The sequence below is a fragment of the Vibrio mediterranei genome (genome assembly GCF_013364395.1).
Lineage (GTDB): Bacteria > Pseudomonadota > Gammaproteobacteria > Enterobacterales > Vibrionaceae > Vibrio > Vibrio mediterranei.
The window spans coordinates 519,697-537,076 of sequence record NZ_JABXGK010000008.1 but is presented as its reverse complement, the minus strand read 5'-3'; the positions used below and the strand labels follow the sequence as shown (position 1 = coordinate 537,076).

14 protein-coding genes are annotated in these 17,380 nt (G+C 42.7%); 8 read left to right on the top strand and 6 right to left on the bottom strand.

Annotated features, from left to right (window positions below; translation table 11 throughout):
* Positions 1-125: 125 nt before the first annotated feature.
* Together HOP38_RS19460 and HOP38_RS19455 are read right to left on the bottom strand one after the other, a co-directional pair.
* Complete coding sequence (locus HOP38_RS19460) at positions 126-803, bottom strand: LuxR C-terminal-related transcriptional regulator (protein WP_006069047.1); 678 nt, start codon at positions 801-803, stop codon at positions 126-128.
* Between the two features lie 337 nt (positions 804-1,140).
* A complete protein-coding gene (locus HOP38_RS19455; protein WP_006069048.1) occupies positions 1,141-1,341 on the bottom strand; it encodes a hypothetical protein in 201 nt (66 codons plus the stop codon).
* A gap of 260 nt (positions 1,342-1,601) precedes the next feature.
* Here HOP38_RS19455 and HOP38_RS19450 point away from each other — a divergent pair, with 260 nt between their 5' ends.
* Genes HOP38_RS19450 through HOP38_RS19425 form a run of 6 tightly spaced genes read left to right on the top strand, consistent with a single transcriptional unit; the run spans position 1,602 to position 8,602 of the window.
* Positions 1,602-2,558, top strand: a complete 957-nt coding sequence (locus HOP38_RS19450) for an AAA family ATPase (RefSeq protein ID WP_006069049.1) — start codon at positions 1,602-1,604, stop codon at positions 2,556-2,558.
* 12 nt (positions 2,559-2,570) lie between these two features.
* Positions 2,571-3,599, top strand: a complete 1,029-nt coding sequence (locus tag HOP38_RS19445; protein WP_198558746.1) for a DUF58 domain-containing protein — start codon at positions 2,571-2,573, stop codon at positions 3,597-3,599.
* A 6-nt stretch (positions 3,600-3,605) separates the two neighbouring features.
* Complete coding sequence (locus HOP38_RS19440) at positions 3,606-4,103, top strand: DUF4381 domain-containing protein (RefSeq protein ID WP_198558745.1); 498 nt, start codon at positions 3,606-3,608, stop codon at positions 4,101-4,103.
* Entirely contained in the window at positions 4,100-5,074 is a 975-nt protein-coding gene (locus HOP38_RS19435) for a vWA domain-containing protein (protein WP_063603296.1), read from the top strand. Before HOP38_RS19440 ends, HOP38_RS19435 begins: the two co-directional genes overlap by 4 nt.
* Positions 5,064-6,959 carry a vWA domain-containing protein gene (locus HOP38_RS19430; RefSeq protein WP_198558744.1) on the top strand — a complete coding sequence of 632 codons (1,896 nt, stop codon included), beginning with the start codon at positions 5,064-5,066 and terminating at the stop codon, positions 6,957-6,959. The genes HOP38_RS19435 and HOP38_RS19430 overlap by 11 nt, the downstream gene beginning before the upstream one ends.
* Positions 6,960-6,964: 5 nt before the next feature.
* A complete protein-coding gene (locus HOP38_RS19425; protein ID WP_198558743.1) occupies positions 6,965-8,602 on the top strand; it encodes a BatD family protein in 1,638 nt (545 codons plus the stop codon).
* 74 nt (positions 8,603-8,676) lie between these two features.
* Here the strand turns inward: HOP38_RS19425 and HOP38_RS19420 are convergent, their stop codons facing one another.
* Positions 8,677-9,783 (bottom strand): porin, encoded by a 1,107-nt coding sequence (locus HOP38_RS19420; protein ID WP_063603293.1) that lies wholly within the window; start codon positions 9,781-9,783, stop codon positions 8,677-8,679.
* A 412-nt stretch (positions 9,784-10,195) separates the two neighbouring features.
* Positions 10,196-11,275 carry a porin gene (locus HOP38_RS19415; RefSeq protein ID WP_124941873.1) on the bottom strand — a complete coding sequence of 360 codons (1,080 nt, stop codon included), beginning with the start codon at positions 11,273-11,275 and terminating at the stop codon, positions 10,196-10,198.
* Between the two features lie 691 nt (positions 11,276-11,966).
* On the opposite strand from HOP38_RS19415, the gene HOP38_RS19410 reads away from it, so the two are divergent.
* Entirely contained in the window at positions 11,967-13,001 is a 1,035-nt protein-coding gene (locus HOP38_RS19410; protein WP_198558742.1) for a porin, read from the top strand.
* A 218-nt stretch (positions 13,002-13,219) separates the two neighbouring features.
* Positions 13,220-14,272 carry a porin gene (locus HOP38_RS19405; RefSeq protein WP_198558741.1) on the top strand — a complete coding sequence of 351 codons (1,053 nt, stop codon included), beginning with the start codon at positions 13,220-13,222 and terminating at the stop codon, positions 14,270-14,272.
* 343 nt (positions 14,273-14,615) lie between these two features.
* Here HOP38_RS19405 and HOP38_RS19400 read toward each other — a convergent pair whose 3' ends face one another.
* Together HOP38_RS19400 and yfcC are read right to left on the bottom strand one after the other, a co-directional pair.
* Complete coding sequence (locus tag HOP38_RS19400) at positions 14,616-15,596, bottom strand: succinylglutamate desuccinylase/aspartoacylase family protein (RefSeq protein ID WP_198558740.1); 981 nt, start codon at positions 15,594-15,596, stop codon at positions 14,616-14,618.
* A gap of 76 nt (positions 15,597-15,672) precedes the next feature.
* Entirely contained in the window at positions 15,673-17,148 is a 1,476-nt protein-coding gene (gene yfcC / locus HOP38_RS19395; RefSeq protein WP_207105483.1) for a putative basic amino acid antiporter YfcC, read from the bottom strand.
* Positions 17,149-17,380: the final 232 nt, after the last annotated feature.

The window sequence follows — 17,380 nt, the reverse complement described above, 5'->3', positions numbered from 1 at the left end:
GATCATGATCAAAGATAATATTAGAACATCATCCACAACAAGCAAGCTAAATATTCACTTTCATTTAATGCATATAGAAAACCCGCCAAAAAAGACGGGTTAGCATTGAATATGAAGAGCGAAGACTATGCAAGTTCATGGGGAGCTATGTTATCTTTGGCCCAAATGAGGGCTTGCAGACGATTATTCACCTTTATTTTTTTAAAAGTATTATGCAAGTGTGCTTTTACTGTATTTTCACTCACAAAAAGAGTCTCTGCTATTTGCGTGTTAGAAGCCCCATTACCCAAAAGTTTAATAATTTCTTGTTCTCTTCTAGTCAATTTAGTGTAGTAAGGGTTTGTCGTATGGCAATGTTTTCCTCGGTAAAGTTTAATGTATTCGTAAACCAACTTTCGGCTCATCCACATCTCACCGTTTAGTATGCACTTAAAGCCTGTAATAAGCCGCTCTAGGTTATCGGTCGCATAGAATACACCTACTAAACGTTGCCAACGTAACATCTCCGAATGACGGATACCTGGAGAGGTATTTATCAAAACTTCTTGAGCTTCTAGCGAGAAAACATCCCTAACTTCATGGTATTGTCTTACCGCCGCATGGTCCATCGTCGGGTAGTCAATAATAATTAGATCGACATTGTAATCTTTGGTGCTGCGCCTGAGTTGACCAATACGTTCAGGTGAAATTAGCCGAATTTCCATATTAAGTTGCTGTTCAATCGACTCTTTTAACAGACTCGATTGCAAATTATTCTCTGCCAACAGAACCGCACGTTGGTTTCCCTCTACCAAGGTAGCCATAGTTCACTCCATGTGATTATTTTTGTTTTGAAAAGTAGTTCCAAAGTTAATATTGAATTCGATGCATTCTCATCCGTCAATAGCCTAGAAGTGCAATGAAATCGATTGCATTTGACTAACTTTTATTCAAAACAACGGCTTGCATATGCAGTCTCATTTTTGAGAAAAATATCAGTTGCAACTAAGCACCGAGTGTTAAACTGAGATATGAGATATAGCTCTCAAATACTAAATCAAAAGTTCAGTGTGAAATATTGAGGGGGTTTAGCTAGCAGTGGTACTTTTATTTAAAAGCCCCTAGTTAAAATAGCACTTAACAGGGGCTTAGATAGGTGGTTTAGTGAATTGGTGTCTGGCTCTTTTGATTAAACTTGCCAAAGTACTTTTCTAGCACTTCTGGAGTCAATTTACCTTCAGCCTCAAGCTTCTTTAACTCTGCAGCAATTTCACGCTGCTCTTCAATTGAAGGAAGAGCTACCTCTGGCTCAGACTCTGCTTGAGAAGACATCAACTCTAATTCTTTCTCAAAATCACTCATAACAAATTACCTTACTTAATCACTTAAACTGGTTCTAGTTTACTTGTTTTGGCGTGCTCATGCCATATTCCAGCTACAATTAGCCTACTTATGAGCATGTTTACTTCCTTCAACAATGAACACGTATTGCCAAATTATGAAACGTAAAGTGGTAACATCCTTGATTGTAATTACAAAACAATGACATAACTTAGGGAACTTTCGCGGTAGTTTTCCATCTACCTATTTATCTCAATCGCTCGCCATAAGGAAACATCATCATGCCAGCGCAGTCTTTCCAACAACTTCAACGCTATCTCGAATCTCAGGTTATTGGTCAGGACAACTTAGTGAAACAGTTGCTCGTAGCGTTGCTCGCTGATGGACATATACTGGTAGAAGGCCCTCCTGGTCTTGCAAAAACACGTGCGGTAAAGTCCTTAGCCGATTGCATTGAAGGTAGCTTCCATCGTGTTCAGTTTACACCGGACCTTCTACCATCAGATTTAACAGGTACTGATATCTACCGTCCTGAGACTGGTGAGTTTCAATTTAAGTCTGGTCCGATATTTCATTCCCTTATTTTGGCGGATGAAGTAAACCGCGCACCAGCTAAAGTACAAGCGGCGATGCTAGAAGCAATGGCGGAGAAGCAGATTAGTGTTGGTCAAACGACCTACCCTCTTCCCGATCTTTTCCTCGTTATGGCCACACAAAACCCCATAGAACAAGAAGGAACCTATCCACTACCAGAAGCTCAGTTAGACCGCTTTTTGCTTCACTTAGAGGTCAATTACCCAGATGCGGATAGTGAGCTAGCGATCTTGAGGCTCAATCGCGGTGAAGCTTTAGGAGAAAGTCACCACTTTGAGAATCGTATTTCCCAACAAGAAATTTTCGAAGCGCGACGCCAAGTTTTATCCATTCATATGGCAGAGTCTATTGAAAAATATATCGTTCGATTGGTTATGGCAACACGAACTCCAGATGCTTATAGCAACGACCTAGTCAGCTGGATTGAGATGGGAGTGAGTCCACGTGCAACTATCGCGTTAGATAGAGCGGCTCGAGCTCACGCTTGGCTATCTGGTCGCGACTTTGTAAGCCCAGAAGATATTCACGAAATCATTTACCCAGTTCTGCGACATCGACTGTTACTGACTTATCAAGCGCAGGCCGAAGGAATTGATGGCAATAGAATCATTGACGAGTTACTAAAAACCGTTGCATCGGCGTAGGTAAACTGGCTTATGTTCGGAAAATTTAACCTTGCTAAAGGTTTTCGAAAAGATACCAATAACAGTCACGTCCTCGAGACCGCTATCGTGCGCGGAGACTTGCCTATACAGTGTAATGGAGCCTCGATTTCTCTGCAGGAGCTCTGCTTCTATCAAACACACGGTAAACGTTGGCAGCCACCAGCTAAAAGCCTCTGGTCACAACTTAACGGACAGCATGCCAGCCCTCGCAAGGGACGTGGAATGACGTTTTCTGAAGTTCGCCAGTATCAAGCTGGTGATGACGTTAGACAAATAGATTGGCGCGTTACCGCTCGCACTGGCAAGGTGCACACTAAACTTTTTACTGAAGAGCGAGAACGCCCTGTCGTTCTATTCTTAGACCTGACACCAAGCATGTATACGGGAACGCAACTGCTGTTAAAGTCAGTGCAGCTTTGTCACTTAGCCAGTTTGTTAAGTTGGATTGCTATTGGCAATAAAGATCGCGTCGGCGCGGTTATTCGAACCAATAGACGTTTGTTTGAGCTTCGTCCTTCGAGCTCAAAAGCCTCGCTATACCAATTACTGCAGCAACTCGTCGACGCTCATAATGAGGGTTTTCATAACGTAGTAACGGAATCGAAGAGTGTTCCTAATTCTAACGATATGGAAAGTGACAAAGACCCTTATCAAGTACTAGCCAATCTCTGCAATAAAGGAAGTGAGGTCATTGTGATCAGTGATTTCTCGGCGACTTCTGATAGGGATATAAGCGCCATTTCGAAGCTATCTAAACACAACCGTGTACGAGCTATTCAGGTGTTTGACCCTATCGAGCTTGGTATCACCAAAGCTAAGGGTATACAAAACGTAATGGGTAAAAATGAACGGTTATCAATAGACTTTTCTAATGATCGTACAAGGAAAACCGTTGAATCCATATATATGCAGCAACAGCGCGAGCTAACTTCCAAGTTAAATCGATATGGTATTGCCTTATCTCAAGTATCAAGCGGAACACCGCTTTTACAACAGCTATTAATGTCCAATTTTAAGTAGTGAATTATGAGCCAGCTAAGTCAGCCTCAAACTTTACCTTTAAAGCCATTACACCTACCAGCCGAGCCTAGCGTTTGGCCCCTACCTTGGGGATACTGGGCTTTACTGGGTTTCATTGTGCTTTCCATCATTTTAACTGTTCTATTGATACGTAGAAAACGTAAGCAAGAGCGCGCAAAAAAAGCCGCTTTAAAAATGCTTACAAGCGATGTGTCCACATTGTCACCCGCTGAAGCCAATGAAATATTACGCCAAGCGGCGCTTAGCTACTTCCCTAGAAAAGAGGTGGCTAATTTGACTGGACAATCATGGTTGAGTTTTTTGGATTCACAACTTGCCTCGCCGAGGTTTATACCCAATGAATCTTCGTGGCACTCCGCACTATACAACAGCGCCAATCCTCCAAAAGATGAGGAGGCAAACTTAATCTCCGATTGTAAATACTGGGTACAGAATGCGCTGCCTCCAAAAAGAAAATATCGAAACTGGAATGCTGCATCATGAGTGAATTTACATTTGAATGGTGGTGGCTATTCGCTTTGCTACCCCTGCCATACCTCAGCTATAAGTTCTTTCAACCTAAACAACCGAGCGCATCTATAGTTTTACCTCACATTTCAGGCATGCCAGCTGCGAGCCGAAAGAAAATACTACTCGTCCGGACCATCGCAATAATGGCATGGGTAAGCCTAGTATGTGCTGCTGCTCGACCAATTTGGTATGGCGAGCCTATTGAGATTCAGCCAAAGCACCGTGACATGATGCTTGTCATCGACCTCTCCTATTCAATGAGCCAACAAGATATGGCATATCAAGATGGTTACATTGATAGGCTCACTGCCGTCAAACATGTGGTGTCAGATTTTGTTGACCGTCGCAAGGGAGATCGAGTCGGATTAGTATATTTTGCTGACCACGCTTATTTGCAGACCCCACTGACCTTCGACAGAGAGACCGTTAAAACTCAGCTTAATCAAACCGTATTAAAACTGATTGGCACCCAGACTGCCATAGGAGACGGTATTGGACTTGCGACAAAAACCTTTGTCGATAGTAACGCTCCGCAACGAGTCATGATATTACTCAGTGATGGCAGCAATAACGCCGGTGTTCTTGACCCTGTTCAAGCAGCAGAAATCGCCAAAAAGTACGGCACCACGATTTACACCATAGGTGTCGGCGCAGGTGAGATGCAGGTTAAAGATTTCTTTATGACCCGCACGGTAAACACCGCAGAAGATTTAGACGAAAAGACATTGATAAAAATCGCTAACATAACTGGCGGACAATATTTCAGAGCTCGTAATGCCGATGAACTAGCGACCATTTACGATACCATCAATGCACTACAACCTGTTCAGCAAGCCACCCAATCCTGGAGACCTCAAACCGAGTGGTTTGCACTACCCGCGACGGTCAGCCTGTTGCTGATTATGCTTTTAGTGATACTAAGGAGAGAAAAAGATGAATTTTGAATTTCTCTATCCGCAAGCGTTTTGGCTACTTTTGCCTGTTGCTTTAGTTGTTGCGGTGAAGAACTACCGTCAATCTAGCTCATCACTTATCGCCTCTCACTTAGAAAAAGCGTTGAAGTTGCAATCTGATTCCAAAAAGTCAGCTCAGTTTTGGTTAACGTTACTTTGTCTTGTTCTGATAACCGCGGTTGCAGGACCGAGCTTTGAAACCCAAACTCGGCCTGCATTTCAATCATCCAGTGCCAGAGTGTTAGTGTTAGACATGTCTCGTTCGGTCTATGCCAATGACATCAAACCTAGCCGCCTCGCTCAAATAAAGTACAAGGCACAGGATCTACTTCCATTGATTACCGATGGGCAGACCGGATTAGTAGCCTACGCAGGCGATGCTTACACTTTAAGCCCCCTAACGACAGATTCCGCCACGCTGGGCAACCTAATCACAAACCTTTCGCCGGAGATTATGCCATTCCAAGGTGCGAGAGCAGACTTAGCCGTAAAGCAAGCTATCGATATGATGAAACAAGCAGGCTTGTCTAACGGTGAAATCATTCTGTTTTCTGATGATCTAGGCCAAAGTGAACTTAAAGCAATTGAAGCGATGCTCAGCGGTCATAGCTGGAAACTTTCAGTCTTAGCGTTCGGAACCACTGGAGGCGCACCTATTACACTACCCGACGGTTCTCTGCTGACTGACAAGTCGGGAAACACCGTCGTTGCCAAAACTCACTTTACAAACTTAAAGCAAGCAGCAAAAGTGGGACGAGGGCACTATACAACGTATCGAAGTGACAATCAGGACATTTCGAGTCTGATCCAAACCTCAGATGTAACCGCAAACCTTAAGAAAGAAGGAGAGCAAAGCGTCGATATAAGGGTAAATAACGGCTACTGGCTACTTCCTCTTGTATTAGTACTCTTGCTGCCATTATTTAGAAAAGGCGTAGTGTTTTGCTCTCCTTTACTCGCTATTCTTTTTGGTTTTAATAGTAACAGCGCAGAGGCGTCCATCATTGATAGCGCATTCAATAATCAGAACCAACTTGGTTACCACGCCTTTCAAGATAAAGATTACGAGTCCGCCAAGAACTTGTTCAGCAACAAGCAATGGTTAGCAGCGGCGCAATATGAAAATGGCGATTACCAACAAGCTATCGACAACTTACAGGGCGAGAGCGATATCAGCGCTTTATATAACCTTGGTAATGCCTATGCCCAGCATGGTGAATTGGTAAAAGCAGCTGATATGTATCAACAAGTGCTCAATCAACAGCCTAACCATGCTGATGCGAAGTTTAATCTTAATCTAGTTAAAGACGCAATGAAGCAACAGCAACAGCAACAGCAACAGCAACAGCAACAGCAACAGCAACAGCAACAGCAACAGCAACAGCAACAGCAACAGCAACAGCAACAGCAACAGCAACAGCAACAGCAACAGCAACAAAATGGTGGCAACGGGGCAAAGACAAGTCAACAACAATCGCAATCTAACGCTAATTCAAGCAGTAAAGAGAACTCATCTGGTGAAACCGCAAAACCAGACTCAGAGCGCACAAAGAATAATTCGCAACCAGAGCATTCCGATAATAATAAAGAATCTCGGAATCAGCAGGCAAAGCAGCCTCAAGAGAAAGACAATACAACTAAAGCATCAACCGAAAAATCCGCTAGTACGAGTTCCGGTGAGCAACAGTCACAAGCTTCTGAAGAGCAAAAGCAAGCTCAACTAGCTAAAGAGACAACACAACAAAACGTCGACCCCGATCTTAGAAAACTTGAGCAAATTGAAAGCGTGCGCGACCCAAGTTATTTGCTGCGTGCACAAATGTTGTTGCAATCGAAGAATAAAGAAGTCCCTACCTCAACAGGGAAAGATTGGTAATTACAATGAAGAACATAAAATCTCTCACCTTAGTGCTACTCGCTATTATTAGTTCTGCTGTCAGCTTTTCATCATGGGCATTGAACGTAACAGCAAGCGTAAACAAGACCAAAGTCAGCAAAGATGAGGTCATTCAGTTAAAAATCGTCGCAGACCAAAAACTAGACGGAAATAAGGTGGACTTTAGTTCACTTTCAAAAGACTTCTATCTTGGTCGACCCAATTTTAGCTCTTCCGTCAATATCTTGAATGGCACGCGTACAGACAGCAGTATTTGGACGGTGGCGATCGCCCCACAAAGAATTGGCAAACTGACCATCCCTAGTTTTGATGTCAATGGTGTTGCCACCTCCCCTATTACATTGAACGTTACCATCGATGAGCAAACACCTACGACCAAAGACATGATTGAAGTTCGTACTCAATTAAGTAAGTCAGAACTTTATCCCAAGGAAAGTGCGTTACTAGATACAAGAATCATTGTTAAGGTCGATCCCCGTTTACTGCAAAACCCCAACTTAACCTCACCAGAAGCGCCAGGGTTAGATATTGAGGCAGTTGGCGAACCTAAACAGTATCAAGCTGTGCTTGATGGTATGGAGGTTATGATCATTGATCAGTCATACAGAGTCACCGCTATCGATAGTGGTAATTTCGCCATTAAAGCGCCAACACTCACTGGGGGGGTTCTTTATGGGAACAATAGAAGTGGAACTACGAAGATCCTCACTCTGGATACCAGCTCACCTACGGTTGACTTAAAAGTTGACCCAGTACCGGAAGGCTATACCGATAGTTGGTTACCGACTTCGAAACTTTCTCTGTCTCAAACCTGGAAATTAGATAGTGGGAAAAACGTAGAGACGAAGTCAGTTTCAATTGCCAGCGGCGACTCCTTAACACGAACCATTACTCTAACGGCAACAGGGCTAACGTCAGCTCAGTTACCTAATATATCGGTCAGTAACCCCGATGCGTTTCGGGTCTATTCAGAAAAGCCATCGTTCAAAAGTAACGATGATGGCAGCGTCACTATGATCACTAAACAAGTTCTCATAGCTCAACATGGTGGCGACTTTACTCTTCCTGCTGTAAAGATTAATTGGTGGGATTCAGTGAATAAAAAGCCAGCCCAAACTGAACTGGAAGGGTTGAACGTTTCGGTAACAGCGAACGAAGTGATTAACGCCGTATCGCCAGTCTCAAGTCCAACATCAAGCTCGCCTGGTACAACAACAATTGTTAAAGACTCAGGTAGTTGGCCATATATCGCCGGATTATTCGCTGCACTCTGGGTTTTCTCTAGTGCAATGTGGTACCGCACTAGTAAAGCCAATCAGAACCAACTTAATGACAATTCACCAATGAGTTCAATAAACAATGCATCGATTAAAGAAAACTTAATTGCTGCGATTAAAAACCGAGATCCAATTGCAACACAAACAGCATATCGGTCATGGAAAAGAACAATCTCATTGTCAGAAGAAGATGATGCACTTTTGAGGAACGAAATAGCCAAGATGAACAGTGCGATAATTGGCAGCGACAAAGACGTCATATGGGATGATAAGACCGCATTGAAATTGATTGGGAAAGCGAAGGTTCAGCAACCCCAAGCAGGATCAGCACTCGCTCAACTGTAATGTGCAATACCTAATAGATCCAATAAAGCGCCCCTTTAATAGGGGCGCTTTCTTCGTTTTAGGTTTTCAAGACATTATAAGTAGAAACGAGTACCGATAATGAATTGGTTGTCTTGCGCTTTGCGGTAATCTACATTCGCACCAGTCTCGCCTTGGTTGTCGAAGTTATAACCCGTATATGCTCGAACGCGTGGGTTAATTGTATATTCTGCCTGAACAGAAGTTCCAGATTTAACACGTACATTGTTTTCTGTATCTTGCATTTCTTCATGCTTTAGGATTAAGTTCAAACCCATGTCAAAACCGTATGCAAGAATCGAGTCTACAGCTTGAGTTTTGGCAATTAGTTTGCTGTCGAATGAGTTCATATTTTTGTTGTCAGCGAATGTAGCTGCAACATATAAACCCGCGCCGAAATTACCATACTTAGCTGAAACCAAGTTAGACTCAGCAAGCTTAGCTACATTGCGCTCAACAACATTGCCGCTGTTGAATGCATAGTTGACGTTGAAACCTGAGATCGTATACCCGAGAGCAACTTGACCACGGTTTTGCGAACTTAGCCAAGTTTGAGTTTTTGTTGAATAAACTTGGTCGCCAGCACCCGCTACCGTTTTGCCATCTTGCTTATAACCAATTGTTTCATCAACAGAGTTAGCACCTTGCCAGCCAGCACCGATTGTCAAAGCACCCGCTTCGTCAAAGTCAATAGTATTGTAGTACGCCGCTAACTTATCAGCACGCGCAGTACCAAATAAGCCTTGATTGTCGTAAAGGAAATCATTAGACCAACCGATTGGCGTATCGACAACGCCGGCTGCCATGTAATAAGGAGACCATTGAGTACCTGCTGCAATACGGCCATATGTTTCATGCCCTATACCAATGTAACCCAGACGAGTCGTAAAGGTGTTTTTGCCACCTTCTAACATGTTCATTGCCCACTCTCCTTTGAAGTCTGCCTTAAAGCCATTACCAAGGTCATGGATCACTTCAAGATTAATACGAGGAGACTTTTCTTCAACGCGAGCGTCTTTTCCTGCATGAGCACCAGTTAGACCGATAGTCGCATGACCACCAATAGACATTTGTGTGCCTTCTTTGTTGTAGATTTCTAGCGCGTTAGCTTGAGTGCCAATCGTTGCTGCAGTCACTGCAAGAGCAAGTAGAGTTTTGTTCATTATGATTTCCATATATGACAGTTAGGTACTTTTATTCGCGTTACAGAACGTAAGTACTTGGGTGTTAATGCCGTATTGCTCATAGGTGCTGTGCGCAACACTGATGAACAATTCGTTAAAAACTTGAAACTTGTAATATGGAGATACTTTAAAGAGAGAGTTCCCAGAAGTGATGTGAAATGAAATGAAGTTTTAGAGTATAAAGTAACTGCTATTTTTATTCATTAAAAACAACACGTTACAAGTAAATTGATTAGTAATTTAGACAACTTACTAGAGTTTGTAAGATATTTTTACCACAAACGCATTTATGCACTAAATAACACTCAGCACTTACATTCACTAAGGCGTTTGTCTAACAAAAAAACCCGCTCTTAGAGCGGGTTTTTGAAATTAGGTAGTTAGCTTTCCATTATAGGAAGAAACGAACACCAGCCATCCACATGTTGTCGCGGTCTTCTTTGAATGCGCCAGTACCTTGTAGGTCGAATTCATAACCTGCATATGCACGCATGCGAGTAGTTACGTCGTACTCAGCTTGGATTGCTGAAGTTGCGTAGATAGTTTCGCCATTGTAACCAGAACCTAGCGTATCACCGTCGTTCTTAACTGCTTCGTAGTTTACAGATAGGTTTAGGCTGTTTGATAGACCATAAGCTAGGATTGCTTCATAAGCCTTAGTATCTTCAAGCTGTCGGCCATTGTAGCTGTTCATGTAATCGTTCATTGCATAAACACCTGCTACGTATAGACCTTTACCGTAAGTACCGTATTTAGCAGAAACTAGGTGAGATTGCGCTTTATCATCTAGAGCAGGAGTTGCGCCAGTTGAAGTAATATCACCGCCAGTGTACGCGTAGTTGATGCCAAAGCCAGCTACATCATAGCCAAGTTGAACTTGACCACGTTGACCTAGGTCGTACTTACCTGTAAGAACACCGCTAGGAATATCTGTGTTATCGATGTCGTTAGCACCTTGCCAACCTAGACCGAAGTTAAATGCACCAGCGTTACCAAAATCAAATGCGTTTGTGTAAGCAAGCATAGCGTCTGCACGACCAGTACCTAGGGCACCATGGTTGTCGTATAGGAAGTCATTCGCAAAAGCGATTGGAAGGTCAGCTACGCCGCCAGCTGTGTAGTATGGAGCCCACTGAGTACCAACCGCTACGCGACCTAGTTCAGCGTGGCTAACACCAATGTAGCCTAGACGAGTAGTGAAAGAGTTATCACCGCCGTCAAGCATGTTTAGAGCCCACTCACCTTTAGCATCAGCAGTAAAGCCGTTACCTAGATCTTGAGTAGCTTCAAAGTTAATACGTGGAGATACAGAGTTTACACCAGCATCGCCTTTCTCAGAATCTTGAACGCCAACAGAAACGTGACCACCTACAGAGAAAGTAGAACCGTCTTGGTTGTATAGCTCAACTGCTTGAGCAGTAGTACCGAAAGCTGCAGCAGAAACTGCTAATGCAATAATTTTTTTGTTCATTGGGATTTCCATATTTCAAGTTTTATGTGTCATTTCAACGAATGACATAACGCACATAAAGCTGTTACGTACACAGACATAACACCCATGCATGTAACCCGACTTGATGTAACGCTGGATTAACATGACGGAAATCACTCTAACCCTAAAGTTCCCAAAGGCTTCATAAAAAGACGTAAAAGATTAAAAACAGTGTTTTCTATTTTATATAATCATTAAAATACAACAAGTTAAGATAATTAGAAAAAACGTAAAACGATCTAAAACAACCATTTAGATGAGGATGATTTATGTTTTTTGTTGTTTTAGAGTGATTAAATTCACATTTTTAAACACTTTCCGGTTATTTATCAGACAGAGAAGCACGTGAAATTCAACAAGTTACGTTTTGTTATTTCAGTTTAATTAGTAGATTTAAGTCTTCAAAACACATCATTTTTGTCAACAATCTCCCATTTTTTGAGTAACGCCTGCTGAGTTACTTTGTTGTGAGTTATAAAACTGCCAATGAAGCACGTCATTTATGAGCGATAGATCACAAAAGAGTAATTAGAGGGGAACTATTTGGAATTTAGAAAGGAAAGCTAGAAAAGGCGTTCTATCCTTCCATTAGGCCACTTATGTCATAAGGCAATAAATGGTCTAGCAGTGGAAACATTGCAGTGGTTAATAATAATCAAAGGATAGAATTATGAAAATGGCAGCCATCGCTACGGCGATTACAACAGCACTCATCTCTGGTTCAGCACTTGCTGCAGAGGTCTACAATTCAGATGGTACTTCATTAAATATTGGTGGACGTGCAGAGTTCCGTGGTGATTTTATTGGTAAATCATCGGGTGCTGAGTTGGACGGTTCAATGGATAACAACTCCCGTTTCCGTTTGAACGTAGGCGGAAACACACAGATAACCAATGACCTTTCTGGTTTCGCATTTTACGAAGCGGAACAGGGCGTGAATTCGGATGGCTCTGGTGCAGGAAATAGTCAAACAGACAATTTCAAACAACGTTACATGTATGCAGGCCTTCAAACTAACTTTGGTGCAATCTCATTTGGTCGCCAAGATACAGCTTTAGTACAGCTATCTCAAATGTCTGATATTGCAACATACACTGGTGCTCAAAAAGAGTTTATTGATGCCGGTAACGAGCAAGCTAACAACAACATCCTTTATACTGGAATGTTCGCTGATGATGCTTTGTCTTTGAAAGCAAATGCTATTCTGAGTGATGAAAAAGATCAAAATAGCTACGGTATATCTGGTATCTACACGTTACCTATGGGTCTTGGTATTGGTTTAGGTTATGCAGGGGGAGACGAATGGATAACTAGTGCTACCGATACTGCGGAGACAAGCCAGTTTATGGGTGGTCTAAGTTACGCTGTTGGTCAACTATATGTAGCTGGTACATACACTCAAGGTAAGGTCAAAGAATCAGCTGGTGATGTAGATTTCACCGGTTACGAGTTCGCTGGACAATATAAATTTGATAATGGTTTTGTGGCTCAAGGTGTTTACGCAAAACAAGAAAGTGACACCTCTCCTACAGACTCTTCTACCTTAGAAAAAAACAACTATGTCGAGTTGACGGGTAAATACTACTTCAACAATTCGATTCACTCTTATTTGAGCTACAAGTTCAACATGCTAAAAGCTGACAGTAGCTCGTTGTCCAAAGATGCGGATGATTCACTTCGTCTAGGCCTTCGCTACGACTTCTAAAAGCCGCATTACATACTTCAAAAGGGCGATTAAACGCCCTTTTTTTGCACCGACGTAATCCTTTAAACATACTTTTTAGCCCAACCCCAATTAAATCAAACCGTAACACAACTCACATTTTTCTGTCATACCCATCCAATAACTTACTCGCATCCCAAGAAGACGACGTCCTCACCGAAAGAAGGACGCATTTTATTGATACTTAAAAGGTAAGAAAAATGAGAAAGGCAATTCTAGCGAGTGCTGTTTTAGCAGCGATGGTTTCAGGTTCAGCTTTGGCGGCAGAAGTATATAGTAAAGATGGAACAACCTTAAATATTGGTGGTCGTGCTGAGTTCCGTGGTGATTTTATTGGCGACAAAGGGGAGGAGATCGAAGGTTCAATGGCGAACAAGTCTCGCTTTCGTCTAAATGTTGGTGGTGAGACTCAAATTACTGATGGCCTTACTGGATTTGGGTTCTACGAAGCTGAACAAAGTGTTCATTCATCTGGCGATAACACTGCAACTAATACTCTAAAACAGCGTTACATGTTTGCCGGTATTGGAACACAGTTTGGTAATATCTCATTCGGTAGGCAAGATACAGCCGGTGTACAAATCTCACAAATGTCAGATGACGGACAAATTTGGACTGGCGGCCAGAAAACGTTCATTAATGCGGGTAATGAACAAATCAACAACACCATCGCCTACTCTAACGTATTCTCAGATGTTCTTTCTATCAAAGCGAGTGCTATTGCAGCTGAAGAGAAAAACGAAAACGGCTACGGTCTTTCTGGTATTTATGCCACTCCATTTGGTTTGGATATTGGCCTAGGCTACGCGATGAACGATGTTTCTGAGGATGAGTTCCGTGGCAATAACGACAACGGTTCAGCCAATCAGTTTATCGGCGGCCTGAGTTACTCTATCGCAAGCCTGACTCTTGGCGGTACTTATACCCAGGGCACTTACGATTTCGATAACGCTGCTGATGTCGACTACAATGGTGTCGAGTTATCTGGTACTTATAAGTTTGATAATGGTTTCCGTATTATGGCAGCTTATGCAAAAGCTCAATATGAAGGAAAAGGCGCTGGTGAAAGCAAATACGACAAAGATGACTTTTTTGAACTAACAGGGCAGTACCACTTCAATAAGTCATTACGCACTTATTTGTCTTACAAGATCGACAATCGTAGCAAAGGTGACTCTTCAGACATCGCAAACAATAAAATCGCCTATGATGTTGAAAACACACTACGTCTAGGTCTACGTTACGACTTCTAGATTATACGTAGCATATAGATTAATAGGGCTAGGCCATTTTGGCCTAGCCTTCCCTACTTTCGTGCAGCTGCACCAAATCCTGTTTTAGTATTCACATCGTTCTTCCACCGATAAATAGAATATCCAAATAAAACAGATGGTTATAATTTCAAAGAAGTTGGCACAACTACTACTTTAGTAGTAGAGACAAATGTTAGCAGCATTTGCACTTGTCAGACTCAGCATGGCGGAGTTGTTTTTCTAAGAGGGAGAAGGTGATTCTTAGCTATGCTATCTAGGCAGAAGAGACTGAACAAGTGGTCACTATTTTTGCCTCCCTAATAGAGGGAGGCTTTTTTTTACTTTATCGGATTAAGCGAACAACAAGAGCCCCCGCCTCTCTCAAACTATCAACGTTGTAGCTAATGACGGTACCATCATTAGGTGCGTAGTAACTGTCGGTCATACGACCAAAACTATCATATTGCACCGCCAGAAGTTGTCCCTTTTCCACTCTTTCCAAAAGGGTCACTTGTGGTAAAACAAAACCACCCTTATTAGCACGAACGCTGATGATTTCTTTCCCTTCGATGTCACACGGGGTAACGTTTGGTGATTCTCCTTCAATCACTCCTTGGTTAACAAGTATTTGCTTGATGCCGCACACCGCTCTCTCGATGAGTTCAGGTTGAGTCACTTTACCCATTCCAACTTCTACTGTTATGCAAGGAACACCCGAATTATTCCAGACGGTTTCCAACACACCGCGATCACCGGGGTCGTTTAGAATAACATCTGGCTCCATGAGTCGAGCCATCTCCAACGCTTGCTCCAACCTAAAATCTGCAAACACATACAGTGGATACGTAGCACCACGCGTTTGTGTATGCAAATCGATAGCGATTTCACCATTTGGTTTTAATAACCGTGTCCAAATTGTATCAAGATAGCGATTGGCTGTATCACCATTCGGATTACCGGGGAAAAAACGATTAAGATTGGCCGGAGATGAATCAGGGTCTGATGAGTGAAAATCTCGACTGTGGTTTAAAATGCCTGATAGATTGATTGATGGGACAATTGTTACCGAGCCAGCGTTTAGTACTTCTGGTAGACGCCTAATAAGTTCTTGAGCGGTCAAAACACCGTTTAACTCATCGCCGTGCACACCAGCAGTGATAACAACTTTGGGCCCAGGTTTCTCTGCTTTAGCAACAACCACAGGGAGTCGAACCTCAATCCCCATAGCATTGGTTGAGGCTTTAAACCAAAAGTGATGAATCCCGGCTGATAAGGTTTCAACATCTAATGAGCTGATGGTAGGAAAATTTTCTGACTCAATCACGTGTTTCGTTTCTCTTTCTGATGATAAAAAGCGGGCTAATGCCCGCTTGATCACTACACTAAATCAATGCTTAAGCCTAAGCAAATCCCATTAAGTGTGCTCCAACGACCACAAAGCTTGCTAAAACAAATAGCAGCAAAATAAAGCGCCAGCAGAACCTTGCCCAATCACCCCAATCAATACGGCAGACCCCTAAGGTTGCCATCAAAGATGCAGAGGTAGGAACAATAACATTGGTAAAACCATCACCCAATTGGAAAGCAAGTACGGCAACTTGACGAGTGACACCTGCAATATCAGCCAACGGCGCTAACAGTGGCATAGTCAACGCTGCTTGACCCGAACCAGAGGTCACAAAGAAGTTAAAGATGGATTGGAACACATACATTAACCAAGCAGCAGCCACATCAGGCAGGCCGCTAATCATTCCACCAGCGCCATTAAGGATCGAATTCAATACACTAGATTCGTCCGTGGTACCACCGCCAAGAATTAGTAGAACGCCCTTGGCACAGCCTACTAGCAAAGCAGGCGCTAACATAATACCAGCACCTTCTTTAAAAGCGTCCGCCATATCGTTAAGGGTCATACCATTCAAGCGGAATACCACACCAATCAGTCCCGCAACAAAACCCATGGTGAAGAACTGAGAAGCAATTTCTGGGATATACCATGCATGTGCTACCACCCCCCAGACAACCCAGATGGTCGTTGCTACAACAGTGGTCAGAACGAGAGTATCACCAAGATTCCAGCGTGATTCTTGCACTGTGTCTGTCTGTTTTCTAAAGAAGATGTCGGTACGGTGACTATATGATAATTCTGGGTTTGCTTTGATTCGAGATGCGTACACCATAGTGAACACAATACCTATGATGGTAAATGCAACCCACATAGCAATTCTCATCGACATACCAGAGAGAACTGGGATTCCAGCGATACCTTGAGCAACAGCCACTGAAAACGGGTTCATCCATGAGGTAGCAAAACCAATCTGCGTAGCTACGTACGTCACCATTACAGTAGTAATACCATCATAGCCAAGACGTACCATAAGCGGAGCAATAATAATGGCAAAGGCAACGGCTTCTTCTCCCATTCCGAATACCGCGCCACCTAAAGAGAACAAAGCAAAAAGAACAGGGATAAAGAGTGCTTCACTTCCTTTGGTTTTATCAATCAAACGTAGAATACCGTTATCGATCGTACCAGTACGCATCACAATACCAAATGCGCCACCAATCACGAGCATAAACATGATTACACCGATCGCAGAACCCCACTTAGAACCAGAAACTAGTCCTTCAAAAGCAAAGTTCATTAAACCAATGCCGCCACCCGATGCGAATAACCCGACTGACTGATAGACCAAATCACCATTTTCATCAGTCGCATATTGGAATGAGTGAGGGTCGATGACAGTACGTGACTTCTCAGCACCATCTACCAAATAAGTAACTTGCTGACTGTCAAAGTGTCCTGCAGGGATAAAGTAAGTCAAAATTGTCGCAAGAATACCGACAATGAAAATTAAGATAAGAGTATCTGGCATCTGCCATGTTTTTGTGCCATCAGCAACATGCGCATGCTCTTTAGTATGAGTGTTCATAATTATGTATTAGCCAAGCATAAAATTTGGCATAAATATCTATTAATCGGCATAAAAAATCAATATAGCATCGAATAACATTTGAACATTCGAACAGATAATTGATCTGTAGCAGAAATAAATCAGCCGTTAACCTATTTGGTGCTTGATAAGATCCGTAGTAACATTGAAAAAA

Bases quoted from the DNA above. Each gene is read 5' to 3' on its own strand.
- HOP38_RS19460 (WP_006069047.1), bottom strand. From the start codon at position 803: ATGGCTACCTTGGTAGAGGGAAACCAACGTGCGGTTCTGTTGGCAGAG.
- HOP38_RS19455 (WP_006069048.1), bottom strand. From the start codon at position 1,341: ATGAGTGATTTTGAGAAAGAATTAGAGTTGATGTCTTCTCAAGCAGAG.
- HOP38_RS19450 (WP_006069049.1), top strand. From the start codon at position 1,602: ATGCCAGCGCAGTCTTTCCAACAACTTCAACGCTATCTCGAATCTCAG.
- HOP38_RS19445 (WP_198558746.1), top strand. From the start codon at position 2,571: ATGTTCGGAAAATTTAACCTTGCTAAAGGTTTTCGAAAAGATACCAAT.
- HOP38_RS19440 (WP_198558745.1), top strand. From the start codon at position 3,606: ATGAGCCAGCTAAGTCAGCCTCAAACTTTACCTTTAAAGCCATTACAC.
- HOP38_RS19435 (WP_063603296.1), top strand. From the start codon at position 4,100: ATGAGTGAATTTACATTTGAATGGTGGTGGCTATTCGCTTTGCTACCC.
- HOP38_RS19430 (WP_198558744.1), top strand. From the start codon at position 5,064: ATGAATTTTGAATTTCTCTATCCGCAAGCGTTTTGGCTACTTTTGCCT.
- HOP38_RS19425 (WP_198558743.1), top strand. From the start codon at position 6,965: ATGAAGAACATAAAATCTCTCACCTTAGTGCTACTCGCTATTATTAGT.
- HOP38_RS19420 (WP_063603293.1), bottom strand. From the start codon at position 9,783: ATGAACAAAACTCTACTTGCTCTTGCAGTGACTGCAGCAACGATTGGC.
- HOP38_RS19415 (WP_124941873.1), bottom strand. From the start codon at position 11,275: ATGAACAAAAAAATTATTGCATTAGCAGTTTCTGCTGCAGCTTTCGGT.
- HOP38_RS19410 (WP_198558742.1), top strand. From the start codon at position 11,967: ATGAAAATGGCAGCCATCGCTACGGCGATTACAACAGCACTCATCTCT.
- HOP38_RS19405 (WP_198558741.1), top strand. From the start codon at position 13,220: ATGAGAAAGGCAATTCTAGCGAGTGCTGTTTTAGCAGCGATGGTTTCA.
- yfcC (WP_207105483.1), bottom strand. From the start codon at position 17,148: ATGCCAGATACTCTTATCTTAATTTTCATTGTCGGTATTCTTGCGACA.